Consider the following 25,986-nt stretch of genomic DNA (forward strand, 5'->3'; position numbering starts at 1 on the left):
GACCCATGGGTTCCGCAGCAATGCACATCGCGCGCACCGGGCTTGATGCCCAGGACATGCGCATGCGGGTGATCTCGAACAACCTCGCGAACGTGAACACCACCGGGTACAAGCGCGACCGGGCGAGCTTCGAGGCCTTGGCCTATCAGGTCGTCACCGCCCCGGGCGCGGCGAGCACCGCCGAGACGCGCTACGCCACCGGCACCAATCTCGGCACCGGGGTGCGCATTCAGGGGACCGCGCGGATCGATACCCAGGGCGCGATGCAGACCACCGGCAACGCGCTCGACATGGCGCTCGACGGCAATGGCTATTTCCAGGTGCAGATGCCCGGCGGTCAGCTCGGCTACACCCGCGCCGGCAATTTCGCGCGCTCGCCCGAAGGCATGCTGGTGACCAGCGAGGGCTATCAGGTGATGCCCGGCATCACGATTCCCGAAGGCGCGACCTCGATCACCGTCGGCAGCGACGGCACGGTCAGCGCGACCATTTCGGGCCAGACCGAGGCAAGCCAGGTCGGCCAGATCCAGATCGCGGCCTTCCCCAACAGCGCGGGGCTGCAGGCGATCGGCGACAATTACCTCGTCGAAACGGCGGCGAGCGGCGCGGTCAATCTCGGCATCGCGGGGCAGGACGGGCGCGGCAACATCCGTCAGGGCATGCTCGAAGGATCAAACGTCAATGTCGTCGAGGAACTGGTCGACATGATCGAGACCCAGCGCGCGTACGAGGTCAATTCCAAGATGATCTCGGCGTCCGACGAGATGCTCCAGTACATCAACCAGAATGTCTGAGGGCCGGATCATGCGCACCGTCTCCGCTCTCGTCGCCCTCACCGCCTGCGCCTTCGCCGCGCCGCCGGTCGACGCACAGCTGTTCGGCAAGAAGCAGCCGGCGGAGGACTTTACCGTCACCCTGCCGACGCCGCCAGTGGTGCCGCCCGCCGCCAACGGATCGATCTTTCAGGCAAGCGAAGGCTATGCCGCGCTGCACGAGGGCACGCGCGCGCGCCGCGTCGGCGATCCGGTGACGATCGTGCTGGTCGAACGCACCAGCGCATCCAAATCGGCGGGTACCAATCTCGACAGCGGCGGCGGCTTTTCGCTGACCCCGCCGAGCACGGGCGCGCTGTCGCTGTTCAAGGAAAGCGATGCGAGCGTCAGCGGCAAGCGCGGCTTCAAGGGCATTGGCGCCGCCGATCAGTCCAACGCGCTGTCGGGCGAGATCAGCGTGACCGTCGCCGCCGTGCTGCCCAACGGCACGATGCTGGTGCAGGGGCAGAAGCGCGTGACGCTCAACCGCGGCGACGAATTCATCCAGATCAAGGGGATCATCCGCCCGACCGATATCGACGCGAACAACCGTGTCGCTTCGACCCGCGTCGCCGATGCCCGCATCGCCTACACCGGCAAGGGCGATGTCGCCCGCGCCGCGCGCCAGGGGTGGCTCAGCCGCTTCTTCCAGGTCATCAGCCCGTTCTGAGGATGCGTCCCATGATCCGCTTTCTCCTCGCCCTGCTCGCCACCCTGATCCTCGCCCAGCCCGTCGCGGCGGAGCGGATCAAGGATCTCGGCAATTTTCAGGGTATCCGCACCAACCAGCTGACCGGCTACGGCATCGTCGTCGGGCTGCCGGGCACGGGTGACGACAACCTCGAATACACCGTCCAGTCGATGAAGGGCGTCACCGCCCGCTTCGGCCTGGCGCTGCCGCCCGGGGTCAATCCGGCGCTCAAGAACGCCGCCGTGGTGCTGGTCACCGCCGAACTGCCCGCCTTTGCCAAGCCGGGACAGAAGCTCGACATCACCGTATCGTCGATGGGCAAGGCCAAGTCGCTGCGCGGCGGCACCTTGGTGCTCACCCCGTTGCTGGGCGCGGACGGACAGATTTACGCGATGGCGCAGGGCAACCTCGCCGTCGGCGGGTTGGGTGCCGAGGGCGCCGACGGATCGAAGATCGTCGTCAACATCCCCTCGTCGGGCCGCATCCCGGAGGGGGCGACGGTCGAGCGCGCGGTTGAGACCGGCTTCGCCACCGCACCCACGCTGACCTACAATCTCGCGCGCGCCGATTTCACCACGGCGCAGCGTGTGGCCGATGCGATCAACGGCCGCTTCGGCTTTGGCACCGCGCGTGCGATCGACGCCGTGTCGGTCGCGGTCACCGCGCCGCAGGGCGCCGATGTCCGCGCGCAGATCATGAGCGAGATCGAGAATCTCAACGTCGAATCCGCCGAGGCCGCGGCCAAGGTCATCGTGAACGCGCGTACCGGCACCGTGGTCATCAACTCGGCCGTCCGGGTCAGCCCGGCTGCGGTGACCCATGGCAAACTGACCGTCCGTATCGATGAAGCCCAGCGGGTCGTTCAGCCGCTGCCGTTCAGCCAGGGCGAGACCCGGGTCGAGCAGCAGAGCGGCGTCGGCGTCGAGGAGGAGAAGCGGCCGATGTTCCTGATGGATCCGGGTCCGAAGCTCGCCGATGTGGTCAAGGCGGTGAACGCGATCGGCGCGTCCCCGGCCGACCTCGTCGCGATCCTCGAAGCGCTGAAGCAGGCTGGCGCGCTCAAGGCGGAGCTGATCGTCCTGTGACTCAGCTTCGCCCGCCCTTTGATATGGGTTCAGCTGCGCTGAACCGCGGCACCAGCCCGCTCCCCCACCCGGCCACCCAACGGCAGGATCATGTGGGTGGCCGGGTGGGGGAGCGGGCTGGTGCCGCCCCAGGTTTGGCGCAGCCAAACCTGACAGGAAGTGTCTCGACGGACACCGCACGTCTGGGGACGCGCGACAATCTCGACCAAGCGGGCGAGAAGTTCGAGGCGATCTTCACCAGGATGATGCTGTCGTCGATGCGCAAGGCGAAGCTGGCCGACAGCCTGTTCGAAAGCCAGGCGCTCGGCCAGTTCCGCGACATGCAGGACCAGAAGCTCGCCGAAAACATGGCCGCGCACACGCCGATGGGGATCGGCAAGGCAATGACCGAATTCCTCGCGAAAGCAGGTAGCGGTGAAGGCAATCCTCCCCCGCAAGGGGGAGGTGGCGCGCGTAGCGCGACGGAGGGGGAGGAAGCCCCGACGTCGGTTCTGGCATCCTCCCCCTCCGTCAGCCTGCGGCTGACACCTCCCCCTGGCGGGGGAGGATTGAAGCTTCAAGGTGAGCCCGAATGACCGACATGCTCTCGATCGGCGCCAGCGGCGTCCGCGCCTATCAGACCGCGCTGACCACGACGTCGGAGAATATCGCGAACGCCGGGACCGCCGGCTATTCGCGGCGCGTGGCGTCGACGCGCGAGGTGGCGGCACCGGGGGATGCATCGGGCCGCACGCTCAACGGCCTTGGCGTGACCGTCAGCGGCGTGACGCGCACCGGCAGCGACCTGCGCAATGCCGAAGTGCGCGCCGCCGGGTCCGATCTCGCGCGTAGCGAGGCGGGGATCGTGTGGCTCGACCGGATCGAGAGCGCGCTGACCGGCAACAAGCTCGACGAGCGCATGACCGCATTCTTCAACGCCGCCACCGCGCTCGCCGCCGATCCGTCTGCCAGCGCGCCGCGCGCAACCTTGCTTCAGGCCGCCGCGACGCTGGCGCACAGCTTCACCGCGACCGCGAGCGCGATCGACGGTGCCACTGCCGATCTCGACGGCACTGCCGATGCGGCGGTCAACGATCTCAACGCGCTCACTGCGGGCCTCGCCAAGGTCAACGGGTCGCTGGGTCGCACCGCACAGGGCAGCAGCGCGCAGGCGGCGTTGCTCGACGAACGCGATCGGCTGCTCGATTCGATGGCGGCACTGACCGATGTTGCCGCCAGCTTCGACGCTGCCGGCCGCGCCAGCGTGCGCGCCGGGGGCGGCGGGCCGTTGCTGGTGCAGGGGGATCAGGCCGCCGTCGCGACCTATGCCCGCAGCGGCGGAGCGGTATCCTTCGCGGTCTATGGCCTTGAAGGGTCGCAGGCGCTGACGCCCGGCGGCGGCGCGCTGGCGGGCGTTGCCGAGGGTGCTGCCCGCCTCGCCGATGCCGCGGCCGCGCTCGACACGCTCGCCACCGACTTTGCCGAGGGCGTCAACGCGGTGCAGGCCGGGGGCGAGGACCTCAATGGCGCGACCGGCGCACCGCTGTTCGCCGCCACCGGCGCGCGCGACTTCCGCCTCGCCCTGACCGATCCGCGCGGCATCGCTGCGGCGACACCGGGCGAGGGCGAACGCGGCAATGGCAATCTGACCGCGCTCACGACACTGCGCCGCGACGCGGGCTTTGAAAGCCAGGTCACCACGCTGACCACCGGCAACGCCAGCGCGCTCGCCGGCCGCCGCGCCATCGCCGAGGTCCAGTCGACGATCCGCAGCAACGCGGTCGCGGCGCGCGATTCGGTGACCGGCGTCAATGTGGACGAGGAGGCGGTCGACCTGATCCGCTTCCAGCAGGCCTATCAGGCGTCGAGCCGGGTGATCCAGGTCGCCCGCGAAACCCTCCAGACCCTCTTCGACATCCGGTGATCCCCATGCGCGTGACGACCAGCCAGAGCTATGATCGCCCCTCGCTGCTGATGGCGAGCCTCAGCAGCCAGGCCGACAAGCTGCAGACTCAGGTTGCGACCGGCAAGAAGATCCTCGCCCCATCGGACAGCGCGTCGGGGTGGCAGCAGCTCTCCGGCCTCAAGCGCGCCGGGGCGGACGACAGCGCTTATGGCGCCAACATCAAGTCGGCGCAGGCGCTGCTCGCGGCGACCGACACCGCGCTGGATCAGGTCGAAACCCAGCTCCAGCGCGCCCGCGCGCTTGCGGTACAGGCAAACAGCGAGACGGTGAACGCCGAGGGGCGCGCGGCGATCAAGGTCGAGATCGAGGCGATTCTCGAGGACCTGGTCGGCCTCGCCAACAGCACCGACCCGCGCGGTCAGCCCTTGTTCGGTGGCACCTCGGGCGATCCCGCCTTCACCGTGCAGGACGATGGCAGCGTCGCGTGGACCGGCGGCGGCGAACCCGCCGCAATCCCGATCGGCGAGGGCGAGTCGATCGCCGCCACCACCAGCGGCGCGCGCGCGTTCGGCGGCATCGCCGGATCGAACGGCAGCACCGACATGTTCCAGATCCTTTCCGCCTTCGCCGCGGCTCTCGGGCCGGACGAAGCGGCGGGCGGCGTCGAGACCGCGATGCGCGACCTCGACGCCGCCCTCGACCAGCTTGGCACGACCCGCGCCTCGGTCGGCGCACGTGCCTTCCGCCTTGATCTCGAGGCCGAACGGCTGGGCGAGGCCGAGATCACGCGGGAGGCTGCGCGGACCGGCATCGAGGACGCCGACACCGCGACCGCGATCGCGCAGCTTCAAAAGACGCTGACCATCCTGCAGGCGACCCAGGCGAGCTTCACCAAGCTGACCAGCCTGTCGCTGTTCGATTATCTGCGCTGAGCCGCTCAAGTTCAGGGTGAACCGGTCGTTAGACATGATTGAACAGGCCGCCCGTCCGGCGGCTCCGGTGACTTCGGGGGAAGAGCGCGCGCATGTTTCCAGCAATCGGCTTCGTCGTCCTGATCGCGATGGTGTTCGGCGGCTTTGCGCTGACCGGCGGCGCGCTCGAGCCCGTGCTGCACGCGTTGCCGCACGAAATGCTGATCATCGGCGGTGCTGCGGTCGGCGCACTGATCATCGGCAATTCGGGACGCGAGCTCAAGGCGCTGGGCGGCGGCTTCATGAAGGTGCTCAAGGGGCCGAAATACAAGAAGCAGGACTATCTCGACGTCATCTTCCTGGTCAGCAAGCTGATGAAGATGCTGCGAATCGACGGCCCGATCGCGCTGGAACCGCATGTCGAGGATCCCAAATCCTCCGCCATCTTCGCTGAATATCCGCGCCTGCTCGCCGATCCCGCGCTGACCAATCTCATCGCCGATACGCTGCGGCTGGTGGTCGTCTCGTCCGGCACGCTCGACGTTCACGCGGTCGAGGAGGTGATGGATAACGCGATCAAGACCCATCATCACGAAGTGGCGGAGCCGCAGCACGCGCTGCAGAACCTTGCCGACGCGCTGCCCGCGCTCGGCATCGTCGCGGCGGTGCTCGGCGTGGTCAAGACGATGGGATCGATCGACAAGCCGCCCAGCATCCTGGGCGGCATGATCGGGTCGGCGCTGGTCGGCACCTTCCTGGGCGTGCTGCTGGCCTATGGTCTGGTCGGACCGCTCGCCGGGCGGCTGAAACAGATCATCGATGCCGACGCCGCAATCTATCACACGGTCAAGCAGATCATCATCGCCTCGCTCCACGGCCACCCGCAGCCTTTGGTGATCGAAGCCGCGCGCAGCGGCATTGCCCACCACAATCAGCCGGGCTTTGCCGAAGTGTTCGACGGTCTGCGCGGGCGGTAATCCGTGATGCTTGTCGTCCCCGCACCGGCCCGCTCCCCCACCCGGCCACCCAATCAGGTTACTCTCGTGGGTGGCCGGGTGCGGGTAGCCCCGCAAAGTATTACTTTGCGGGGACCCGTGGGGGAGCGGGCCGGTGCCGCCTCGCGCCGTGAGGCGCGCAAGCAATGACCGCGCGTGCGCCACATGCGGCGAAGCAGCCGCCCAAGATCATCGTCAAGAAGATCTACGTCGAGGGCGGCGGGGGTCATCATGGCGGCGCGTGGAAGGTCGCCTATGCCGATTTCGTCACCGCGATGATGGCGTTCTTCCTGCTGATGTGGCTGCTCGGCGCAACCAATGAAAAGCAGCGCAAGGCGCTCGCCGATTATTTCGCCCCCACGCTGATCGAGTTCAAGCAGAACAGCGCGGGGTCGAACGGTCTGTTCGGCGGTGACGCGATTCAGGGCAAGGACAATTACCCCACCAACGCCAAGCAGACCGGTACCCGCTCGATGACCATCCCCGCCGGCGCGACCGGGGGCGACCGGGTCGGCACGGGGGAGAAGGGCAGCCTCAAGAACAAGGAGGCGATGGACGCCGCCGACCGCAAGGCCTTTGCCCGGATGAAGAGCGAGATCGAGCGCAAGATGAAGGCCAACGGTCTCACCCGCCTCGGCAAGCAGGTCCGCTTCGTCCCGACGCGGGAGGGGATGCGGATCGACCTGATGGACGATGCCGATTATTCGATGTTCGCGCTCGGCACGACCAGCTTCGTTCCCGATGCGGCTGCGCTGGTGCAGCTGGTGGCCCAGTCGATCGCGGATTCGGACAACCCGCTGATGATCCGCGGCCATACCGACAGCCTGCGCTATGGCGATCCGACCAACATGAACAACTGGATGCTGTCGAGCGCGCGGTCGGAAGAGACGCGTCGGCGCCTCGTTGCCGCCGGCGTGCCCGAGGCGCGCTTTGAACGGATCGAGGGGGTCGCCGATCGCGAACCGCTGATCGCCGACAACCCCGCCGATCCCCGCAATCGCCGCGTTGCGATCACGTTGCTCTACCGCAAGAGCAGGCTGGATAAGTAACGCGCGTCGCGCAAGGTTCAGAAGAACAGCTTGCGGATGCTGATCCGCACCGTCCGCCCGACCGGATCGAGCAGCGCGGGCTGATAGCTGATCGGCGTCGCTCCGGTCGCATCGGTGACCTTCAGCCGGTTGTCGAAGAGATTGTCGACCGCGAGCACGACGCGCGTTCCGGCCAGCCAGCGATTGTCGCGGACGAATTTGAACTGCGGACCCAGGCTGGCGAACAGCCGCAGGTTGACGGTCGCGAAATCGTCGAAGCGCAATTCCTGACCGCCCGTCGCGCCGCCGGTAACCCGGGTTGCGCTCTGCCAGTCGGCGTTGACGCGCAGGCCGATGCCGTCGCGGACCACGCCGCCGCGCAGCTCGACCTGGTGGCGCGGTGAGCCGCCCCGGCTGCCGGTCGCCGACCCGTCGAGCAGGTCGAGCTCGGGCAGCCCGTCGCGAATCAGGATCGTGTCGGTCAGGGCAACGGTGTGGAAGATGCCAAGCTGAACCCGGCCGCCACCGCCCGGCCCACCGGGGCCACCGCCAAAACCGCCAAAGCCGCCGCCGGGGCCGCGCCCACCGCCACCGCCAAAGCCGCCCGACCCGCGCGCGCCGGGCGCTCCCGATGCGCCCTCACCGCGCGGCTGCGGCGCTGCGCCCGGCTGACCCTGGGTACCGGGTGCGCCGGGCTGGCCCTGCGGCTGCGCGGCGCGCGCGGCGAGCATCGCCTCGCGCCGGGCGCGAAATGCTTCCGCCGCCTTGCGCGCCAGCGGCGAGCTGATCGGGGCAGAGATGTTGAGGCCCCAGCGGATCTGCTCACGCTCGCTACGCGCGAAGTTGATCGGGCGATTGTCGATCCGGATCAGCTGTCCGCCCACGCCGCGGTCGAACCGGTCGGGAAAGGCTGCCTCGATCTCCGCGGTTGCGGTGGGGAAGGCGGCGATCGGGTTGCGGATCGTGCTGCGGGTGTAATCGACGTTCAGGCTCAGGTCGAACTTCTGGATCGGCTGATAATTGAAGCCCAGCTTCATCACGCTGCGATTGTCGGCGATCAGCCCGGCATTGCCGCCATCGACGCGGGTGATGTCGACCGTCTCGCCGCGAACGAAATCGAACACGCGGACATTGGGGGTCGAAACGACCGGATTGCCCAGCTGCTGCGCGCTCGGCGCCCCTTCCTCCTCGGTGAACGAGGCAAGCAGGCGCAACCCCTCGAGCGGCGACCAGTTGGCGCCATAGCCATAGGTCAGCAACGTGCCGAAGTCGGACAGCTGCTCGACCTCGGCATTGGCGTTGAGCGAGAAATTGCCCAGCGGCGTCAGCACGGCGCGGTTCCGGCTGGCGATCGGCAGGTCGATATTGGCCTGGGCGCTTCCGCTGGTCCGGCCGATGTCGCTCGCGGCGAACAGCCCGGCCCGGCGCGATTCGGCGTCAAGGTCGATCGTCCGACCCGACAGGCGCAGGCTGGTGTTGATCGCGCCGGCAGGCAGTTCGGCGAGCGGTCCGTTCACCAGCGTGTCGATCGCCCCGACATTCGATACCGACTGCGCCCGATCGGTCAGGCCGGTGTCGCGGTCGGTCAGCGTGCGGGTTTCGGCGCGCTCCCAATTGCCGGTGACCGACCAGCGCCATTTGGACGACAGGTCGCCGTTGAGCGACACGCCGCCCTGCAGCGTGGTGGTTGCGCCGCTGCGCTCGAGCGGATCGGTCCCGCCGCTGCCCGGCAGGCCGAGCAGCGAATCGCTCCAATTCTGTTCCATCCGCAGATTGGCGGTGGCGACGGTCTTGCCGATATTGCGGCTGAGCACGCCGTTCATCGTCAGCGTCTGGGTCGCCGGGCGCAGCGTGCGATAGGCGCTGTCGGTATTGGTCGTGATGACGTCGCGTTCGCTTTCGAGCAGGCGCGAATCCTGCTCATATTCGATGTCGAGGTTGAGCCGTCCGTCGGGCATCAGCCGCAACAGGCTCAGCTCGACTTCCTGCCCCCCGGTGCCGCCGGCGGTCGCCACGCCGCCCTCGATCTCCCCGGTAACCGCGCGAAAGCGCTGGCGCAGCACGATGTTCACCACGCGCTGGTCGGCGCGATAGCCGAGCTTGAGCGCGGCTTCCTCGGGCAGGATGTCGATCCGTTCGATCGCCTCGGGCGGAATGTCGCGCAATTCGCCAAAGCCCGAAATGCGGCGCCCGCTCAGCAGCAGCACGGGACCGCCGCCGCCGCGCCCGCGCCCGCTGCGCGTCTGCGGTTCCAGCTCGGTCAGCAGCTCGGCGAGCGATCCGACGCCATAGGCGCGGATGTCGGCGGGGTTCAGCACCAGGTCCGGCTTGACGTCGCCGGGTACCGACCCGCGCGGCGCGCTCCCGGTGATCACCACCTCTTCGACCTCGTCGCCGCCAGCGCCGCCGCTTCCGCCCGGGGCGCCCGGCTCAGGGTCCTGATCGGTCTGCTGCGGCGCGGTCACGGGCGCGGCGACCGGTCCGGTCTGGCTCGCGGCCAGTGCTGCCGGCGATCCCGATGTCATCAGGATGGCAATCAGCCACACCCCGTTTCGCATGCATATACTCCCTGTTACGCGTCGATCTGACAGAAATTCCGGATTCGCTCCGGCACTGCGGCCACTTACGGCCGACTTGTCGCAAATTTGTGCCGGTGCGAAGACGTACCGGGGTGCAGTCCCGCCCCGACTGGATGCGGGACGCATGACGGGCGGAATGGATCCGGTAGGCGGGTCAGGTGCTGGGCGGCGCCGGCTCCTGCATCCGCGCGTGGTGGCGGATCACTTCGTCGATGATGAAGCGCAGGAATTTCTCGGAAAATTCGGGATCGAGATCCGCCTCGGCGGCAAGCGCGCGCAGCCGCGCAATCTGGCGCTCCTCGCGCGTCGGGTCGGCGGGGGGCAGATTGGCCTCCGCCTTGAACCGGCCGACCGCCTGGGTGATCTGAAACCGTTCGGCCAGCAGAAACACCAGAGCCGCGTCGATCCGGTCGATGCTCTGGCGATAGCGTTTCAGCGTCTCTTGGCTCATGTTCAGGCCCTTCGAAAGCCGCTGCCGGGCGGCGCGGATCGCGTCGGCGGCCTTGTTGCCGCGCTTTGCATCGCGCGCAAGCCCCCGCCCGGTCGCGCTGGCCCTTGCCTTTACGGCAAGTTGCCGCCATCGCGTCGCCATGAGCGCGACCATTCATCGCATCGGCCGCAGTGCCGCCCCCTCGCTCGATCCGATGATCGCACTGGTCGCGGGTGACATGAACCACGTCAATTCGGTCATTCTCGACCGGATGCAGTCGCAGATCCCGCTGATCCCCGAACTCGCCGGCCATCTCATCGCAGGCGGGGGCAAGCGCATGCGCCCGATGCTGACGCTGGCGAGCGCGCGGCTGCTCGACTATCCGGGTAACCGCCACCACCGGCTCGCCGCCGCGGTCGAATTCATCCACACCGCGACCCTGCTCCACGACGATGTCGTCGATGGCAGCGACATGCGCCGCGGCAAGCGCACCGCCAACCTCATCTGGGGCAACCCCGCCAGCGTGCTGGTCGGCGACTTCCTGTTCAGCCGCAGCTTCGAACTGATGGTCGAGGATGGCAGCCTGAAGGTGCTCAAGATCCTGTCCAACGCCAGCGCGGTGATCGCGGAGGGCGAGGTCAATCAGCTCACCGCCGCCCGCCGGGTCGAGCTGGACGAGGGGCGCTATCTCGACATCATCGGCGCCAAGACCGCCGCCCTGTTCGCCGCCGCCTGCCGCATCGCCGCCGTCGTCGCCGAACGCAGCGAGGCCGACGAAGCCGCGCTCGACGCCTATGGCCGCAATCTCGGCATCGCGTTTCAGCTGGTCGACGACGCGATCGACTATGTCTCGGACGCGGGCACGATGGGCAAGGACGCGGGCGACGATTTCCGTGAGGGCAAGATGACCCTGCCCGTCATTCTCGCTTATGCGCGCGGCAATGACGAAGAGCGCGCCTTCTGGCGTGAGGCGGTGCTGGGCCGCCGCAACAGCGACGCAGATTTCGCGCATGCAATCGCGCTGGTCCGCTCGAGCCGCGCGGTCGACGACACGCTTGCCCGTGCGCGCCATTACGGCCAGCGCGCAATCGACGCGATCGGCAGCTTCCCCGCCAGCGCGGCGAAGGACGCGATGATCGAAGCGGTCGAATTCGCGGTCGCGCGGGCATATTGAAACACAATACCCGTCATCCCCGCGAAAGCGGGGACCCATCTCCCGGAGAATCCGAATAGGTGCCGGCTCGGTGCGCTGATCGCGCAGGAGATGGGCCCTCGCCTTCGCGGGCGTGACGCGGGAAAGCGTCGCGGTTTCGCCCGCTTACTCCTCGACCGGCTCGTCCGCGTCGTCATCGATGCCGAGCGCGTCTTCCTCGTCCGCGTCGAGCGCCTCGCCGATCGCATCGGCGATCAGGTCGAGCTGTTCGAAGCTCGCCGTCAGCTCGATCGTCTCGCCATCCTCATCCTCGAAGCTGAGCAGATAATCGCCCTTGCCGTCCGCGGCGACCGTGAAGCTCGAAACCGTGCGTGCCATATCGTGTCTCCTTTCCGATCTGGCGCAACGCCTGCCACGCGATCCGGTGCCATCGCGGCTTCAAGCACCGCGCCGAATTGCGTAGGGGCGGGGGCGTGAGCGACCTGCCGATCCATGCCGTCCTGGCCGACCTGCTTGCCGCGCTGCGCGATGGCAGCAACGCCGTGCTCGTCGCCCCGCCTGGCGCTGGCAAGACGACGGCGGTGGCGCCGGCATTGCTGGCCGAGCCGTGGTGCGATGGCGAGATCCTGCTGCTCTCCCCGCGGCGCCTTGCCGCGCGCGCTGCGGCCGAGCGGATGGCGGCGCTGGCGGACGCGAAGGTCGGCGGCACCTTCGGCTATGCCACGCGGATGGACACGCGGCGGTCGGCGGCGACGCGGGTGACGGTTGTGACCGAAGGGATTTTCGTCAACCGCATTCAGGCCGATCCCGAACTTGCCGGGGTCAGCGCGGTACTGTTCGACGAGGTGCATGAACGCAGCCTCGACAGCGATTTCGGCCTGGCGCTGGCGCTGGATGCGCAGGGCGCGCTGCGGCCCGACCTGCGGCTGGTCGCCATGTCCGCCACGCTCGACGGCGCGCGCTTTTCCGCCCTCATGGACGGCGCGCCGGTGATCGAGAGCGCCGGGCGCAGCTTTCCGCTCGAACTGCGCCATCTCGGTCGCCCGGCCGAGGCACGGATCGACGAACCCGTCGCCGCAGCGATCCGCCAGGCGCTGCGCGAGGCGGAGGGCGGCGTCCTCGCCTTCCTGCCCGGGGTCGCTGAGATCGAGCGCACTGCCGAACGGCTGGGCGACATTCCGGGCGCGGTGGTTCACACGCTGCACGGCAGCCTCGACCCCGCGGCCCAGCGCGCGGCCATTGCCCCCGATCCGGCCGGGCGGCGCAAGATCGTGCTGGCGACGTCGATCGCCGAAACCTCGCTCACGCTCGACGGCATCCGCGTCGTGGTGGATTCGGGTCTCGCGCGCCGGCCCCGCTACGATCGCGCGGCGGGGATGACGCGGCTCGTCACCGAACGCGCGAGCCAGGCGTCGGCGACCCAGCGCGCCGGCCGCGCCGCGCGGCAGGGGCCGGGGGTTGCCTATCGGCTGTGGGAGGCGGCGGCGACGGCCGGGCTGCCGCCCTATGACCCGCCGGAGATTCTCGAAGCCGATCTGTCGGCGCTGACGCTCGACTGCGCGCTATGGGGCGTCGCCGATCCCCGCGACCTGCGCTGGCTCGACTCGCCGCCCGCTGCGGCGGTGGCGGAGGCGCGGGCGCGGCTGACCACGCTCGACGCGCTCGATGCCGATGGTCGCCCGACCGCGCATGGCAAGGCGATTGCCGCCCTCCCGCTCCCGCCCCGGCTGGGCCATATGCTGGTGCGCGCGGGCGAGTTGGGCATGGCTGTCACCGCGGCGCAAGTCGCGGTGCTGCTCGGCGAGCGCGGGCTGGGCGGTCCGGACGCCGATCTCGAAGCGCGCATGCGTCGCTGGCGCAGCGAACGCGGCCAGCGTGCCGAGGCGGCGCGCAAGCTCGCCGAACGCTGGTCGAGACTTCTCCCTCTCCCCTCCGGGGAGAGAGCCGGGGAGAGGGGCAGTGCGATGCCCTCTCCACTTCTGCCCCTCTCCCAACCCTCTCCCCGGAGGGGAGAGGGCTTTGACGATGTGGCCCTGTGCATCGCGCTCGCCTTCCCTGACCGCATCGCGCGCCGCCGCGACGCGTCGGGTGAGACCTGGGCCTCGGCGGGCGGGCGCGGGTTCAAGCTCGACCCGACCTCGTCACTCGCCCGCCACGAATGGCTCGCGGTGGCTGAGACGCAGGGGATGGCGGCCGGTGCCCGCATTCTCTCCGCCGCCCCGCTCGACCCGGCGCAGATCGAGACGTTGTTCGCCAACCGCATCGAAACCCGCCGTCAGGTCCGCTTCGATCCCGGCACCGGTCGGGTCGAAGCGACGCGCGAGCGCCGGCTGGGCGCGATTCGCCTGTCCGCCGGCCCCGACAGCGCCGCCGACCCCGACGAGATTGCCGCTGCCCTGCGCGAAGGGGTGCGGACGCATGGCCTCGAATTGCTGCCCTGGTCCGATCCTGCGCGGGCGCTGCGGACCCGCGCCGCCTATGCGCGGCTCGAACCACTCGCGGACGCGGCGCTGATCGCCGACCTCGATGACTGGCTTGCCCCGCTGCTGGCTGGCAAGCGCCGCCTCGACGCGGTTTCGGGCGAGGGGCTGACACAGGCGCTGCACAACCGGCTCGGCTGGGACGGGCAGAAGGCGCTCGACCGCCTCGCCCCGGCGCGGCTGGAAACGCCCGCCGGATCGAGCCATGCGATCGACTATGCCGCCGAGGGCGGTCCGACGGTCGAGGTGCGCGTGCAGGCATTGTTCGGTCTCGCCACCCACCCGCTGCTCGGCGACGGTACGCCGCTCGTGCTGTCGCTCACTTCGCCGGCCGGGCGTCCGATCCAGACGACGCGCGACCTGCCCGGCTTCTGGAAGGGCAGCTGGGCTGATGTCGCCAAGGAGATGCGCGGCCGCTACCCCCGCCACCCCTGGCCCGACGATCCCGCTTCCGCCAATGCGACGCTGCGGACGAAAAATGCGGATGCGCGGCGCAACGGATCGCGATAAAGAGCCAGACCATGTTCACCGCACGCATCTATCAGCGCCCGAAAAACGCCATGCAGTCGGGCCGCGCCCGCACCGATCGCTGGGTGCTCGAATTCGAATCGAACGAGAAGCAGCGTCCCGACCCGCTGACCGGCTGGGCCGGATCGGGCGATACGCGCGCGCAGCTGCGGCTCAATTTCCCGACGCTGGAAGCGGCCAGGGACTATGCCGCGCGCGAAGGGATCGACGTGCATGTCGTCCCCGCCCCGGTAAAGACGCTCAAGCTTCAGGCCTACGCCGACAATTTCCGCTGACCGGCGCGCCGGGCACGCGGCCCGGCCAGTGCTTCAGCGCGTGGCGCCCAGCCCGCGGGCAAGCAGATCGGCGACCGTGTCCGCGACCGCCGCGGCATCCGCTTCCTCGTTCCAGACGCCATAGCGCAGGCCCAGGAACACGTTCATCCCCATGATCGCCCAGGCGTGGACGTCGGACACGTCGGCGCGCACCTCGCCACGCTCGGCGGCCGCTTTCAGGCGCTTTTCGATCCGCTCGGCGGTGGTCTGATAGTGCAGCCGGAAGCTCTCCGGATCGACGAACTCCGCCTCGTCGATGATGCGATAGATTTCCTTGTGCGCCCGGACAAAGCCGATGAAGCTCTCAAGCCCGGCGCGTTCGGCCGCGATCTGTTCCGGCGCGGCGCGGATCGCCGGGCCGACATGCTCGCGGACCTGATCGCTCATGTCGCGGACCAGCGCGCGGAACACCGCGTCCTTCGAATCGAAATAGGTGTAGAAGCTCCCCAGCGCCACGCCCGCGCGGCGGGTGATGCCGCTCACCGACCCCTCGTGAAATCCCTTCTCGCCAAACTCCGCCGCAGCGGCGTCGAGGATTGCGCGCAATGTGCGGCGGCCACGCGCGGTGCGCGGCTCCTTGCCCTCGCTCGCCGCGCTGTCGCCCAGATGCAAAGCAGGGGGCAGTGTGGCGGTCTTGCCACGATCTTGCGTCATTTCTCCCCTCCTTCATCCGGAAGTTGAAACCCGGTTCAGGTTTCACTATAGCCAAGCGCAACCACTGACAAGGCCGGGGGATCGCTGGCCGCTTTTGGGGAGGAACGCATGAAGCGCCTGAGTCTGTCTGTTCGCAGTTTTCTGACCGCCAGCGCCGCATTGAGCGCGCTCGCTGCCACGCCGGCCCTCGCGCAGGATGCGCCGGCGGGCGAGGCTGCCGAAACCGAATCGACCGGTGAAATCGTCGTCACCGCGCGTCGCCGCGAGGAAAGCCTGATCGACGTGCCGATCTCGATGTCGGTCGTCACCGGCGACTCGCTGGTCAAGAGCGGCGCGGCCGATATCACCGCGCTGCAGGACAAGACCCCGAACCTCACGCTGCAGATCGCGCGCGGTTCCAACTCGACCCTGATCGCGTTCAGCCGCGGCGTGGGTCAGCAGGATCCGCTGTGGGGCTTCGAACCCGGCGTCGCACTGTACATCGACGATGTCTATGTCGCACGGCCCCAGGGCGCCGTGCTCGACATTTTCGACGTCGAGCGGGTCGAAGTGCTGCGCGGGCCGCAGGGCACGCTCTATGGCCGCAACACCATCGGCGGCGCGGTGAAGTATGTCACCCGCCGTCTCGGCAATGATTTCAAGGCGTCGTTCCGCGGCTCCTACGGTTCGTACAACCAGATCGATCTGGTCGGGCAGGTCGTGGTGCCGGTCGGCGACACGCTGTCGCTCGGCGCGGCGGTCGCGCAATATTGGCGCGACGGGTTCGGCACCAACCTCACCACCGGGGCCGAGCATTACAACAAGGACGTGCTCGCCGCGCGCGTGTCGGCCGAATTTACCCCGACCGACAACATCTTCGTGCGCGTCGCGGGCGACCGCGTGCTCGACCGCTCGAACCCGCGCCACGGCACCCGCCTGGTGCCCAACGGCACCGACCCGATCTACGCGCCCACCGCCAGCGTCTATGACACGCGCGCCGGGATCGGCGACGACAACCGCGTCGAAACGCGCGGCCTTTCGGTCACCGGCGAGATCGGCCTGTCCGATGCGCTGACCTTCAAGACCATCACCGCGTGGCGCGATGGCAGCACCGACACGGTGATCGATTTCGACAACACGATCCTGCCGACCCTCGACATCCCGGCCGAATATTCCGACCGCCAGTTCACCCAGGAGCTCCAGCTGCTGTATGAAGGCGAGCGGCTGCAGGGCGTGTTCGGCCTCTATTACCTGAATGGCCGCGCCAGCGGTGCGTTCGACACGGTGCTGGGCGCGCTCAACACTACTACGCTGACGGCGGGCGAAGTCTTCACCAAGAGCTATGCCGCGTTCGGCGATTTCAGCTTCGACGTGACCGATACGTTCAAGATTTCGGCGGGGCTGCGCTACACCCGCGACGAAAAGACCGGCACGGTCTATCGCCAGAACTTCACCGGCATCCGCAGCCCGTGGTTCGGCAATGCGACGGCGATCCCCGGCCTGCTGCGGTCGGACTATACCAACAGCCGCGACTTCGAAAAGCTGACCCCGCGCGTCAGCCTCAGCTACCAGCCGAATGCTGACCTCAACATCTATGCCAGCTACGGCAAGGGTTATAAGTCGGGCGGCTTCGACATGCGCGGCGACGCGATCCTGACGCCGACCACCGTCAACGGCTATGCGCCCGAGACGATCGACAGCTACGAACTGGGCATGAAGGGCGCGTTCCTCGACCGCACGCTGTTCGTGAACGTCGCCGGCTTCTTCTCGAACTACAAGGATCAGCAGGTCACCATTCAGGTGCCCGCGCTGCCCAGCGGCATCGCCAGCTTCGTCGACAATGCCGGCAAGGGCGAGATTTACGGCTTCGAGCTTGAAACCCGCATGGTCCCGTCGCGGCACTTCCAGGCCAGCGTCGTGGTCGGCTACACCAATGCCGACTATAAGGAGTTCTTCACCTTCATCGGCGGTGGCACCACCCCGGTCGACGTGTCGGACCAGCGTGCATTCCAGAACACGCCGGAATGGACTGCCAACGCGTCGGTGACCTGGTCGAACGATGTCGCCGGCGGTGTGCTCGCCTTCACCCCCTCGGTCTCGCTGCGCAGCGATACCCAGATGTTCGAAATCGCGACCCCGGCGCTCGACCAGGACGGCTATGCCCTGGTCGATGCCTCGCTCAACTGGACCTCGGGTGACGGGCGCTATCGCCTTGGCGTCGCGGCGCGCAACCTGACCGACAAGCGCTATCGCGTCGGTGGCTACAACTTCCCGGGCGCGCTCTTCGGCAATTCGATCATCGGCTATTACGGCCCGCCGCGCACCGTGACCGGCACGTTCGAGATCAAGTTCTGATCGCTTTCGTGGTTTGAGTTTGCCAGACTGATCGGGCCGGGCGTCGAAAGGGGGCGTCCGGCCCATTTTTTTGAGGGAGAGGGTATGAGCGCCACCAACGGGGCGGCACCGACGACGCAGGGCCATGGCACGCCGGGCTATCGCGCGGTCGTGCTGGCAATGCTGCTGCTGGTTTATACCTTCAACTTCCTCGACCGACAGATTCTCGGCATCCTCGCGGTGCCGATCAAGGCGGATCTGGGCCTCACCGATACCCAGCTCGGTGCGCTCGGCGGCATCGCCTTTGCCTTTCTCTATTCGACGCTGGGCGTCCCGCTTGCGCTGCTCGCCGACCGCACCAGTCGCACCTGGGTGGTGACGATCTCGCTCACCGTGTGGAGCGGCTTCACCGCGCTGTGCGGCCTCGCCAACAGCTTCTGGACGCTGTTCCTCTACCGCCTCGGCGTCGGGGTGGGGGAAGCGGGCGGCGTCGCGCCGTCCTATGCGATCATCGCCGACTATTTCCCCCAGCATCAGCGCGCCCGCGCGCTCGCCATCTACTCGCTCGGCATCCCGATCGGCCTCGCCTCGGGCACCTTGCTCGGCGCGTGGATCGCGGCGACCGTCGACTGGCGCTGGGCGTTCATCGTCGTCGGGCTGGCGGGCGTCGTCATCGCCCCGTTCTTCCGCATGATCGTCAAGGAGCCGCCGCGCCCGGTCGCGACCAGCGCTGCCGCGCGTGCGCCGATCGGGCAGGTATTCGGCATCCTCGCGAAAAAGCCCAGCTTCTGGCTGATGGCGATCGGGGCGGGCTTCAGCTCGATGTGCGGCTATGGCCTCGCTTTCTGGGCCCCGACCTTCTTCGTGCGCAGCTTCGGCTTCGACCTGTCGACGACCAGCTATTTCTTCGGCTCGATCCTGCTCGTCGGCGGCACCATCGGCGTCTTCATGGGCGGCGTGCTCGCCGACCGGCTCGGTCGCAGCGACCGCGGCGCCTATGCCAAGCTTCCGGCGATCGCCTGGCTGGTCTGCGTGCCGCTGTTCGCCGGCGGGTTCCTGACCGACAATGTGACGCTGGCGTGGTTCCTGTTCCTGATCCCGAATGGCCTCAATATCCTGTGGCTCGGTCCGGTGACCACCGCGATCCAGAACCTCGTCCCGCCCCAGATGCGCGCGACCGCGAGCGCCAGTTTCCTGCTGATCAACAATCTGATCGGGCTTGGCGCCGGGTCATGGGCGATGGGCGCGATGTCGGACGCCATGACCGCCAGCTATGGCAACGAAGCGCTGCGCTATTCGGCGGTCACCGCGCTGTCTTTCTACGTCATCGCCGCCGTGCTGATGCTGTTCGCAGTCCGCACCCTGCGCAAGGACTGGGTGGAGTAAAAATCCTCCCCCGCCAGGGGGAGGTGGCAGCGTAGCTGACGGAGGGGGCGGAAGCACGACGGCAAAAAAGGGGAGGACGTCGCCGTCCTCCCCCTCCGTCGCCTTCGGCGCCACCTCCCCCTTGCGGGGGAGGATCAATTTCAATCCGCGAACAACAACACCGGCGTTTCGAGCAGCTTGCGCAGCGCCTGGACATAGCTCGCCGCGTCCCAGCCATCGACGACGCGATGGTCGCAGCTGATCGACAGGTTCATCAGCTTGGCGCGGACAATGTCGTCGCCGACAAAGACGGGGCGCTCGACGATCTTGTTCGGGCCGATGATCGCAACCTCCGGCCGGTTGATCACCGGCGTCGTCGCGATGCCGCCCAGCGGGCCGAGCGAGGTGATCGTGATCGTCCCGCCCTGCAGCTCTTCCGACTTGATCTTGCCGGTCCGCGCCGCTTCGGCCAGGCGACCGATCTCGCTCGCCAGCTGCCACACATTCATGTCCTGCGCGTCACGGATGACCGGCACGGTCAGGCCGGCATCGGTCTGCGTCGCCATGCCCATGTGCACGCGCCCGTGCCGCGTCACCACGCCGCCCTCATCGTCATAGCGCGCGTTGAGCATCGGGAAATCGGGCAGGGTGCGGCAGATCGCGACGATCAGGAACGGCAGCATCGTCAGCTTGGGTCGCGACCCGCGATTGGCGTTGAGGTCGGCGCGCATCGCCTCCAGCGCGGTCACGTCGATCTCGTCGACATAGGTGAAGTGCGGGATCGCGCGCTTCGCCGCCGCCATATTCTCGGCGATGCGGCGACGCATGCCGATCACCTTGACCGCCTCGTCGTCGCGCGCGCGGCTGGCGTGCGGCGCGTGATAGCCCTGCCCGCTGCCATAGCGCAGATAGGCGTCGAGATCGGCATGGCGGACATGCTGCCCGTCATGCTTCACATCGGCCAGATCGACGCCCAGATCCTTGGCGCGCGCACGCACGGCGGGGGAGGCGAGGACCTGCCTGATCTCCCTCTCCCCTTCAGGGGAGAGGGTCGGGGAGAGGGGCACATCAGCGGGCGACGGCGCTTGCGGAGAGTCCCCCTCTCCCAACCCTCTCCCCTGAAGGGGAGAGGGCTTTTCCTCAACCACGTCCGGGACCCCCGGCGTCTCCGCCTCGACCTGTTCCTCGACCGCCGCGGCGACCGGCGCCGCCGCCACCGGAGCATCCTCGGCCACCGCGTCCTCGGTCTCGACGACCATCAGCGCGGATCCGATCGCGACCTGGTCACCGACCTCACCGGCCAGTTCGACCACCACGCCCGATACCGGCGATTCCATCTCGACGGTCGCCTTGTCGGTCATCATGTCGGCGACCTGTTGGTCTTCCTCGACCCGGTCGCCGACCTTGACGTGCCAGGCGACGATCTCGGCCTCGGCGATGCCTTCGCCAATGTCGGGCAGGCGGAACGTAAAGCGTGCCATCGCGATCAGTCCTTCAGAATCTTCTTGAGTGCCTGTCCGATGCGGACCGGCCCGGGGAAATAAGCCCATTCAAGGCTATGGGGATATGGCGTGTCGAATCCGGTGACACGCTCGATCGGCGCCTCGAGGTGGTAGAAGCAGCGCTCCTGCACCAGTGCCGACAGCTCCGCGCCGAACCCGCCGGTGCGCGTCGCCTCGTGCACGATCATGCAGCGCCCGGTTTTCTTCACCGATTCCTCGATCGTGTCGATGTCGAGCGGGACCAACGTGCGCAGGTCGATGATCTCGGCATCGACGCCCATATCCTCGACCGTCGCCTTCACCACGTGCACCATCGTGCCATAGGCCAGGATCGTCAGCGCGCTGCCCGGCCGCACGACCGCTGCCTTGCCCAGCTCGATCCGGTAATAGCCCTCGGGCACCGCGCCGCCGGGATGCTTCGACCAGTTTTCCGCCGGGCGATCCCAATGGCCGTTGAACGGGCCGTTATAGATGCGCTTGGGCTCGAAGAAGATGACCGGGTCATTGTCCTCGATCGACGCGATCAACAGCCCCTTGGCGTCATACGGCGTAGACGGGATCACCGTCTTCACGCCCGACACATGGGTAAAGATGCCCTCGGGGCTCTGGCTGTGCGTCTGCCCGCCAAAAATGCCGCCGCCAAAGGGCGAGCGCACCGTCAGCGGCGCGATGAACTGCCCCGCCGAGCGATAACGCAGCCGCGCCGCCTCGCTCACCAGCTGGTCGAGCGCGGGGTAGATATAATCGGCGAACTGGATCTCGGGCACCGGGCGCAGGCCATATGCGCCCATGCCGATCGCCACGCCGACGATGCCGCATTCGGTGATCGGCGTGTCGAACACGCGGGTCTTGCCATATTTAGCCTGCAGCCCGGCGGTGGCGCGAAACACGCCGCCGAAATAGCCGACATCCTCGCCCATCACGATCACATCGGGATCGCGGGCCATCATCACGTCCATGGCGGAATTGATCGCCTGGATCATGTTCATGCGCACGGTGTCGCCGGCATCGCCGGTCTGCGTGGCGGGCATCTGTTCTACAATGTCGGTCATGCGTTCTTCACCAGGAAACGGTCTCCGGTCGATGGCTTCAGCGCGGCAAGCGCCCGCCGCGCGCCTGCGTCGCCGCGGCCATGCCCGGCGAGAAAGGCGTCGAGCGCCGGCTTCACCCGCTGCAGCGCGGCGGTTTCGACGATCAGATTGTGCCCGCCGTCCTTGACCACATAGGCATAGCTGGGCCCGGCCACCGTCTCGCTGACGAACAGGTGGTCGGCGGGGTCGGTGACGAACCCGGGCACGGTGTCGGCGGTCCCGCTGATCATCAGCACCGGCAGGTCGACACTGGCAAAGGCCGTCGGCCGCACCAGTCCCGCCACCTTGCCGGGCGAGGAAAAGCCGACCACCGCGCGCACCGCCGGATTGCGAAAGCGCGAGAAATAGGCGAGCCCGCCGCCCAGGCACAGCGCCGACAATGTCCCGAAACTGTGCCCGGCACAGATTACCGGCAGGTCCGGCATGCGCGCCTGCAGCAGCGCGATCGCGGCGTTGAGGTCGTTGATGCGTTCGGGGAAGCCGGCCTGTGCGGAAAATTTCGCGCGGTCGGGGTGGCTGAGCGAATCGACATGCAGCGGCGCGGCGACAGTCCAGCCATCGCGCACCAGCTGTTCGACGATCAACCCATAGCGCAGCGGCGCGCCGCCATGGCCGTGTGAGAACACTGCAATCCCGCGCGGCTGCGCGGCCTGCCACACCCACATCTGGGTCGTGCGCGTCGCCGACACGCGCAGCGTCTCTTCCCGCGCCGTGCCGGACCGGGCCAGCACCGCGGCCGGGGCGAGCCCCAGCCCGCCCAGCGCGACCGCACCGCCCAGCAGGGCGCGCCGGGCAATCACTTGCGCGCCCATGGCCGGCCGCTCGCCTCTTCCTCGTCCAGCATCATCTGGCGCTGTTCCTTGAGGTGCCAGGGCATTTCCTCGAACACCCCGTCGAACAGCGAATCGAGCGGCTGGTGCAGGCCATGGCCCAGGATGCCGTTCTTCTCGGCTTCCTTCTGCGATGCCTTGACCAGTTCGGCGACCTCGCGGTCCTGCGCCGCGTGGCGCTCCTCGTCCCACTCGCCGATCGCGATCAGATGCGCCTTCAGCCGCGCGACCGGGTCGCCCAGCGGCCAGGCGCCGGGTTCGCCCGCGCTGCGATACTGGCTCGGATCGTCGGACGTGGAATGGCCCTCGGCGCGATAGGTGAAATGCTCGATCAGCGTCGGGCCCTGATTGGTCCGTGCGCGCTCGGCCGCCCATTGCGTCGCGGCATAGACCGCCAGCGCGTCATTGCCGTCGACGCGCAGCCCGGCCATGCCATAGCCGATGGCGCGCGCGGCAAAGGTCGTCGCCTCGGCGCCGGCAAAGCCCGAAAAGCTCGAAATCGCCCACTGGTTGTTGACGACGTTGAGGATGACCGGCGCCTTGTAGACGGTGGCAAAGGTCATCGCCGAGTGGAAGTCGCCCTCCGCCGTCGATCCTTCGCCGCACCACACGGCGGCTATGCGCGTGTCGCCCTTGGCCGCGCTCGCCATCGCCCAGCCCACCGCCTGCGGATATTGCGTCGCAAGGTTGCCGGAGATCGAGAAGAACCCCTTCTCGCGCGACGAATACATGATCGGCAACTGCTTGCCCTGCAGCTCGTCGCCGCTGTTGGAATAGATCTGGTTCATCATCTGAACCAGGCTGTAGCCGCGCGCGATCAGGATGCCCTGCTGGCGATAGCTGGGGAAGCACATGTCGTCGCTGGCCAGCGCATGGGTCGCGGCAATCGCCACCGCCTCCTCGCCGGTGCACTTCATGTAGAAGCTTGTCTTGCCCTGCCGCTGGGCGCGGAACATGCGCTCGTCGAACGCGCGCACCAGCGCCATGTCGCGCAGCATCGTGCGCAGCGTGTCGGGCGACAGGCGCGGGTTCCACGGGCCGACCGCCTGGCCCGATTCGTCCAGCACCCGCACCAGCGTGTAGGACAGGTCGTGAAAGCTGGCCGGATCGGCCGCCGTGTCGGGACGGGGCTGTGCGCCGGCGGGCGGCACATCGACTGCGGCGAAATCGACCGCATCGCCAGGGCGGAACCGCGGCTCCGGCACATGCAGGCTCAGCGGGGGTAGGTTGGGGCGCGGGGCGTCCGCCATGCTCTCTCCAGCGTCTAGAATGGCTTCCGCTTCGCCCATGGACGTGCGGAATAGTATTTCGCCGCCTGATTATATTGTTTCAAGCCGCGAGTCGAGATGGGGCAGCATTGCTGTCCTGACCCGATCCGTCTGGCTGCGGGACAGGCCGGCGATACAGCTTAGGCCAAACGCCCCCTTTTCGCGAGCGATTCACCTGCCTAAGGGGAAGACAATTCCATGACACCGGGAGCGACGCGCGTATGAAACTGATGGCTGGCAACTCGAACCTGCCGCTCGCCCAGGCGATCGCGTCCTATCTCGAAATTCCGCTGACCAAGGCGAATGTGCGCCGCTTTGCGGATGAGGAAATCTTCGTCGAGATCCTCGAAAATGTCCGCGGCGAGGACGTGTTCGTGCTTCAGTCGACCGCCTATCCGGCGAACGACAACCTGATGGAATTGCTGATCATGATCGATGCGCTGCGCCGTGCATCGGCCAAGCGCATCACTGCCGTCCTGCCCTATTTCGGCTATGCCCGGCAGGATCGGAAGCCGGGTCCGCGCACCCCGATCTCGGCCAAGCTGGTCGCCAATCTGATCACCACCGCCGGTGCCAACCGCGTCCTTTCGGTCGATCTGCATGCCGGCCAGATTCAGGGCTTTTTCGACATCCCGACCGACAATCTGTTCGGCGCCCCGGTGATGAGCGAGGATATCAAGGCGCGCTTCTCCGACCGTAACCTGATGGTCGTCTCGCCCGACGTGGGCGGCGTGGTCCGTGCGCGTGCGCTCGCCAAGCGGCTCGACAACGCGCCGCTCGCGATCGTCGACAAGCGTCGTGAAAAGGCCGGCGAATCCGAAGTGATGAACATCATCGGCGAGGTCGAAGGCCGCTTCTGCATCCTGATCGACGATATCGTCGATTCGGCCGGGACTTTATGCAACGCGGCCGCCGCGCTCAAGGCGGCGGGGGCCGAGGACGTCGTCGCCTATTGTACGCACGGCGTGCTGTCGGGCGGCGCGGTCGCGCGGGTCGACGGGTCGGCGCTGCGTGAGCTCGTCATCACCGACTCGATCGGCAACCACGCCGTGGTCGATCAGGCGCATAGGATCCGCCACCTCACCATCGCGCCGCTGCTCGCCGAGGCGATTCGCCGGATTGCGGACGAAAGCTCGGTGTCGAGCCTGTTCGACTGACCTAATTCCTCCCCCAGCTCGCTGGGGGAGGGGGCAGCGCGCAGCGCTGACGGAGGGGCCGCCCCGAAGAGGGCGGAATTTTGCCGAGCTGTTCACGGCTGCCTGCGCAGCCGCCCCTCCACCACCGCCTTCGGCGGCGGTCCCCCTCCCCTGAGCCAAGCTCAGGGGAGGAACTGGGTCACCCTACCGCCTTCGCCACCAGCACCACCCCGACGCCGATCATCAGCCAGTAGATCGCGGTATAGAATCGCTCCGGCGCCACGCGTCGCACCAGCCACACGCCGGCAACGGTCGATCCGATCGCCACCGGCATCAGCGCCGCCGCAGTCAGCAGATTCTCCCGCGTGAACTGCCCCAGCGCCAGATAGGCCGGAACCTTGATCCAGTTGACGAGCGCAAAATAGACCGCGGTCGTCCCCACCAGCATGTCGCGCGACAACCCGCGCGGCAGCACCCATAGCTGCCAGGGCGGCTGCCCGGCATGCGCGACCTGGCTGGTAAAGCCCGACGCGATTCCGAACAGCGACCCGACCCATCCGGGCGAACGCGACGCCGCGCCCCCGCCGATCCGGTCCTTCCACAGCCGGTACGCGCCGAACAGGATCGAGATGCCGCCGACCATCGCCAGCACCGCGTCCGCCGACACGCTCGCGGCGAACCAGTAACCGATCGCGATCCCGATTACCGCGCCCGCCAGCGTCCACCCCAGCACGAACCCGTCCACGCTCCGCCGGAACGCCCACACCCCCACGACATCCTGCGCGATCAGGATCGGCAACAGGATCGCGGCGGCCTGTACCGGGTCGGTGGCGAACGCGATCATCGGCAGCGACAGCGCGCCGGCGCCGGCAAAGCCGCCCTTGGCCAGCCCCAGCAGCATGACTGCCGGGACCGCCAGCGCGTAAAAGAGCGGGT

23 protein-coding genes are annotated in these 25,986 nt (G+C 67.9%); 14 read left to right on the forward strand and 9 right to left on the reverse strand.

The window, feature by feature from the left end:
- Positions 1 to 5 precede the first annotated feature (5 nt).
- From flgG to J2Y54_RS10250, 8 genes are all read left to right on the forward strand, one after another.
- Positions 6 to 794, forward strand: coding sequence for a flagellar basal-body rod protein FlgG (gene flgG, locus J2Y54_RS10215; protein ID WP_310039312.1), 789 nt, complete (start codon positions 6 to 8; stop codon positions 792 to 794).
- A gap of 10 nt (positions 795 to 804) precedes the next feature.
- On the forward strand, positions 805 to 1,482 hold the full coding sequence (locus J2Y54_RS10220; RefSeq protein WP_310039314.1) for a flagellar basal body L-ring protein FlgH: 678 nt from the start codon (positions 805 to 807) through the stop codon (positions 1,480 to 1,482).
- 11 nt (positions 1,483 to 1,493) lie between these two features.
- The gene (locus J2Y54_RS10225) at positions 1,494 to 2,588 is read left to right on the forward strand and encodes a flagellar basal body P-ring protein FlgI (protein ID WP_405052907.1); all 1,095 of its coding nucleotides are present in this window, start codon (positions 1,494 to 1,496) and stop codon (positions 2,586 to 2,588) included.
- 134 nt (positions 2,589 to 2,722) lie between these two features.
- Entirely contained in the window at positions 2,723 to 3,163 is a 441-nt protein-coding gene (locus tag J2Y54_RS10230; RefSeq protein WP_310039320.1) for a rod-binding protein, read from the forward strand.
- Positions 3,160 to 4,491, forward strand: coding sequence for a flagellar hook-associated protein FlgK (flgK, locus tag J2Y54_RS10235; RefSeq protein ID WP_310039323.1), 1,332 nt, complete (start codon positions 3,160 to 3,162; stop codon positions 4,489 to 4,491). The genes J2Y54_RS10230 and flgK overlap by 4 nt, the downstream gene beginning before the upstream one ends.
- Positions 4,492 to 4,496: 5 nt before the next feature.
- Positions 4,497 to 5,405, forward strand: coding sequence for a flagellar hook-associated protein FlgL (gene flgL / locus J2Y54_RS10240; protein ID WP_310039326.1), 909 nt, complete (start codon positions 4,497 to 4,499; stop codon positions 5,403 to 5,405).
- Between the two features lie 92 nt (positions 5,406 to 5,497).
- Positions 5,498 to 6,361: a flagellar motor stator protein MotA gene (gene motA / locus J2Y54_RS10245; RefSeq protein WP_310039328.1), complete on the forward strand. Its 864-nt coding sequence runs from the start codon at positions 5,498 to 5,500 to the stop codon at positions 6,359 to 6,361.
- 164 nt (positions 6,362 to 6,525) lie between these two features.
- Positions 6,526 to 7,428, forward strand: a complete 903-nt coding sequence (locus tag J2Y54_RS10250; protein WP_310039331.1) for a flagellar motor protein MotB — start codon at positions 6,526 to 6,528, stop codon at positions 7,426 to 7,428.
- A 17-nt stretch (positions 7,429 to 7,445) separates the two neighbouring features.
- Here J2Y54_RS10250 and J2Y54_RS10255 read toward each other — a convergent pair whose 3' ends face one another.
- Together J2Y54_RS10255 and J2Y54_RS10260 are read right to left on the reverse strand one after the other, a co-directional pair.
- Complete coding sequence (locus J2Y54_RS10255; protein WP_310039333.1) at positions 7,446 to 9,965, reverse strand: TonB-dependent receptor; 2,520 nt, start codon at positions 9,963 to 9,965, stop codon at positions 7,446 to 7,448.
- Positions 9,966 to 10,140: 175 nt separating this feature from the next.
- Positions 10,141 to 10,437 carry a chorismate mutase gene (locus J2Y54_RS10260; protein ID WP_310041273.1) on the reverse strand — a complete coding sequence of 99 codons (297 nt, stop codon included), beginning with the start codon at positions 10,435 to 10,437 and terminating at the stop codon, positions 10,141 to 10,143.
- 139 nt (positions 10,438 to 10,576) lie between these two features.
- On the opposite strand from J2Y54_RS10260, the gene J2Y54_RS10265 reads away from it, so the two are divergent.
- A complete protein-coding gene (locus J2Y54_RS10265; protein WP_310039334.1) occupies positions 10,577 to 11,590 on the forward strand; it encodes a polyprenyl synthetase family protein in 1,014 nt (337 codons plus the stop codon).
- A gap of 144 nt (positions 11,591 to 11,734) precedes the next feature.
- Here J2Y54_RS10265 and J2Y54_RS10270 read toward each other — a convergent pair whose 3' ends face one another.
- Positions 11,735 to 11,947, reverse strand: a complete 213-nt coding sequence (locus tag J2Y54_RS10270; protein ID WP_310039335.1) for a hypothetical protein — start codon at positions 11,945 to 11,947, stop codon at positions 11,735 to 11,737.
- Positions 11,948 to 12,042: 95 nt separating this feature from the next.
- On the opposite strand from J2Y54_RS10270, the gene hrpB reads away from it, so the two are divergent.
- Positions 12,043 to 14,559 carry an ATP-dependent helicase HrpB gene (gene hrpB, locus J2Y54_RS10275; protein ID WP_310041274.1) on the forward strand — a complete coding sequence of 839 codons (2,517 nt, stop codon included), beginning with the start codon at positions 12,043 to 12,045 and terminating at the stop codon, positions 14,557 to 14,559.
- Positions 14,560 to 14,570: 11 nt separating this feature from the next.
- On the forward strand, positions 14,571 to 14,852 hold the full coding sequence (locus tag J2Y54_RS10280; RefSeq protein ID WP_310039337.1) for an ETC complex I subunit: 282 nt from the start codon (positions 14,571 to 14,573) through the stop codon (positions 14,850 to 14,852).
- A gap of 33 nt (positions 14,853 to 14,885) precedes the next feature.
- Here the strand turns inward: J2Y54_RS10280 and J2Y54_RS10285 are convergent, their stop codons facing one another.
- Positions 14,886 to 15,545: a TetR/AcrR family transcriptional regulator gene (locus tag J2Y54_RS10285; RefSeq protein ID WP_310039339.1), complete on the reverse strand. Its 660-nt coding sequence runs from the start codon at positions 15,543 to 15,545 to the stop codon at positions 14,886 to 14,888.
- A 108-nt stretch (positions 15,546 to 15,653) separates the two neighbouring features.
- On the opposite strand from J2Y54_RS10285, the gene J2Y54_RS10290 reads away from it, so the two are divergent.
- Positions 15,654 to 17,879: a TonB-dependent receptor gene (locus J2Y54_RS10290; protein WP_310039341.1), complete on the forward strand. Its 2,226-nt coding sequence runs from the start codon at positions 15,654 to 15,656 to the stop codon at positions 17,877 to 17,879.
- 84 nt (positions 17,880 to 17,963) lie between these two features.
- Entirely contained in the window at positions 17,964 to 19,244 is a 1,281-nt protein-coding gene (locus J2Y54_RS10295; protein WP_310039344.1) for an MFS transporter, read from the forward strand.
- 140 nt (positions 19,245 to 19,384) lie between these two features.
- On the opposite strand, the gene J2Y54_RS10300 is transcribed toward J2Y54_RS10295, so the two are convergent.
- From J2Y54_RS10300 to J2Y54_RS10315, 4 genes are read right to left on the reverse strand one after another with little or no spacing between them, the layout of a single operon-like run.
- A complete protein-coding gene (locus tag J2Y54_RS10300; RefSeq protein WP_310039346.1) occupies positions 19,385 to 20,704 on the reverse strand; it encodes a dihydrolipoamide acetyltransferase family protein in 1,320 nt (439 codons plus the stop codon).
- Positions 20,705 to 20,709: 5 nt separating this feature from the next.
- On the reverse strand, positions 20,710 to 21,714 hold the full coding sequence (locus J2Y54_RS10305) for an alpha-ketoacid dehydrogenase subunit beta (RefSeq protein WP_310041276.1): 1,005 nt from the start codon (positions 21,712 to 21,714) through the stop codon (positions 20,710 to 20,712).
- A 59-nt stretch (positions 21,715 to 21,773) separates the two neighbouring features.
- Positions 21,774 to 22,628: a serine aminopeptidase domain-containing protein gene (locus J2Y54_RS10310; RefSeq protein ID WP_310039348.1), complete on the reverse strand. Its 855-nt coding sequence runs from the start codon at positions 22,626 to 22,628 to the stop codon at positions 21,774 to 21,776.
- Positions 22,613 to 23,896, reverse strand: a complete 1,284-nt coding sequence (locus tag J2Y54_RS10315; RefSeq protein ID WP_310039350.1) for a 3-methyl-2-oxobutanoate dehydrogenase (2-methylpropanoyl-transferring) subunit alpha — start codon at positions 23,894 to 23,896, stop codon at positions 22,613 to 22,615. Before J2Y54_RS10315 ends, J2Y54_RS10310 begins: the two co-directional genes overlap by 16 nt.
- 239 nt (positions 23,897 to 24,135) lie before the next feature.
- Here J2Y54_RS10315 and J2Y54_RS10320 point away from each other — a divergent pair, with 239 nt between their 5' ends.
- Positions 24,136 to 25,071 (forward strand): ribose-phosphate pyrophosphokinase, encoded by a 936-nt coding sequence (locus tag J2Y54_RS10320; RefSeq protein ID WP_310039351.1) that lies wholly within the window; start codon positions 24,136 to 24,138, stop codon positions 25,069 to 25,071.
- Between the two features lie 178 nt (positions 25,072 to 25,249).
- Here J2Y54_RS10320 and J2Y54_RS10325 read toward each other — a convergent pair whose 3' ends face one another.
- A complete protein-coding gene (locus J2Y54_RS10325; protein WP_405052908.1) occupies positions 25,250 to 25,951 on the reverse strand; it encodes a sulfite exporter TauE/SafE family protein in 702 nt (233 codons plus the stop codon).
- Positions 25,952 to 25,986 lie beyond the last annotated feature (35 nt).

Origin of the sequence: Sphingomonas sp. BE123, from assembly GCF_031456015.1 — a bacterium.
Classification (GTDB): Bacteria; Pseudomonadota; Alphaproteobacteria; order Sphingomonadales; family Sphingomonadaceae; genus Sphingomonas.

What these genes read in the sequence shown, in the direction of transcription:
- flgG (WP_310039312.1), top strand. Translation starts at nt 6, where the DNA reads ATGGGTTCCGCAGCAATGCACATCGCGCGCACCGGGCTTGATGCCCAG.
- motA (WP_310039328.1), top strand. Translation starts at nt 5,498, where the DNA reads ATGTTTCCAGCAATCGGCTTCGTCGTCCTGATCGCGATGGTGTTCGGC.
- J2Y54_RS10280 (WP_310039337.1), top strand. Translation starts at nt 14,571, where the DNA reads ATGTTCACCGCACGCATCTATCAGCGCCCGAAAAACGCCATGCAGTCG.
- J2Y54_RS10325 (WP_405052908.1), bottom strand. Translation starts at nt 25,951, where the DNA reads ATGCTGCTGGGGCTGGCCAAGGGCGGCTTTGCCGGCGCCGGCGCGCTG.
- J2Y54_RS10260 (WP_310041273.1), bottom strand. Translation starts at nt 10,437, where the DNA reads ATGAGCCAAGAGACGCTGAAACGCTATCGCCAGAGCATCGACCGGATC.
- J2Y54_RS10300 (WP_310039346.1), bottom strand. Translation starts at nt 20,704, where the DNA reads ATGGCACGCTTTACGTTCCGCCTGCCCGACATTGGCGAAGGCATCGCC.
- J2Y54_RS10295 (WP_310039344.1), top strand. Translation starts at nt 17,964, where the DNA reads ATGAGCGCCACCAACGGGGCGGCACCGACGACGCAGGGCCATGGCACG.
- J2Y54_RS10270 (WP_310039335.1), bottom strand. Translation starts at nt 11,947, where the DNA reads ATGGCACGCACGGTTTCGAGCTTCACGGTCGCCGCGGACGGCAAGGGC.
- flgL (WP_310039326.1), top strand. Translation starts at nt 4,497, where the DNA reads ATGCGCGTGACGACCAGCCAGAGCTATGATCGCCCCTCGCTGCTGATG.
- J2Y54_RS10315 (WP_310039350.1), bottom strand. Translation starts at nt 23,896, where the DNA reads ATGGCGGACGCCCCGCGCCCCAACCTACCCCCGCTGAGCCTGCATGTG.
- J2Y54_RS10265 (WP_310039334.1), top strand. Translation starts at nt 10,577, where the DNA reads ATGAGCGCGACCATTCATCGCATCGGCCGCAGTGCCGCCCCCTCGCTC.
- J2Y54_RS10220 (WP_310039314.1), top strand. Translation starts at nt 805, where the DNA reads ATGCGCACCGTCTCCGCTCTCGTCGCCCTCACCGCCTGCGCCTTCGCC.
- J2Y54_RS10285 (WP_310039339.1), bottom strand. Translation starts at nt 15,545, where the DNA reads ATGACGCAAGATCGTGGCAAGACCGCCACACTGCCCCCTGCTTTGCAT.
- J2Y54_RS10320 (WP_310039351.1), top strand. Translation starts at nt 24,136, where the DNA reads ATGAAACTGATGGCTGGCAACTCGAACCTGCCGCTCGCCCAGGCGATC.
- flgK (WP_310039323.1), top strand. Translation starts at nt 3,160, where the DNA reads ATGACCGACATGCTCTCGATCGGCGCCAGCGGCGTCCGCGCCTATCAG.
- J2Y54_RS10305 (WP_310041276.1), bottom strand. Translation starts at nt 21,714, where the DNA reads ATGAACATGATCCAGGCGATCAATTCCGCCATGGACGTGATGATGGCC.
- J2Y54_RS10310 (WP_310039348.1), bottom strand. Translation starts at nt 22,628, where the DNA reads ATGGGCGCGCAAGTGATTGCCCGGCGCGCCCTGCTGGGCGGTGCGGTC.
- J2Y54_RS10225 (WP_405052907.1), top strand. Translation starts at nt 1,494, where the DNA reads ATGATCCGCTTTCTCCTCGCCCTGCTCGCCACCCTGATCCTCGCCCAG.
- J2Y54_RS10250 (WP_310039331.1), top strand. Translation starts at nt 6,526, where the DNA reads ATGACCGCGCGTGCGCCACATGCGGCGAAGCAGCCGCCCAAGATCATC.
- J2Y54_RS10290 (WP_310039341.1), top strand. Translation starts at nt 15,654, where the DNA reads ATGAAGCGCCTGAGTCTGTCTGTTCGCAGTTTTCTGACCGCCAGCGCC.
- J2Y54_RS10255 (WP_310039333.1), bottom strand. Translation starts at nt 9,965, where the DNA reads ATGCGAAACGGGGTGTGGCTGATTGCCATCCTGATGACATCGGGATCG.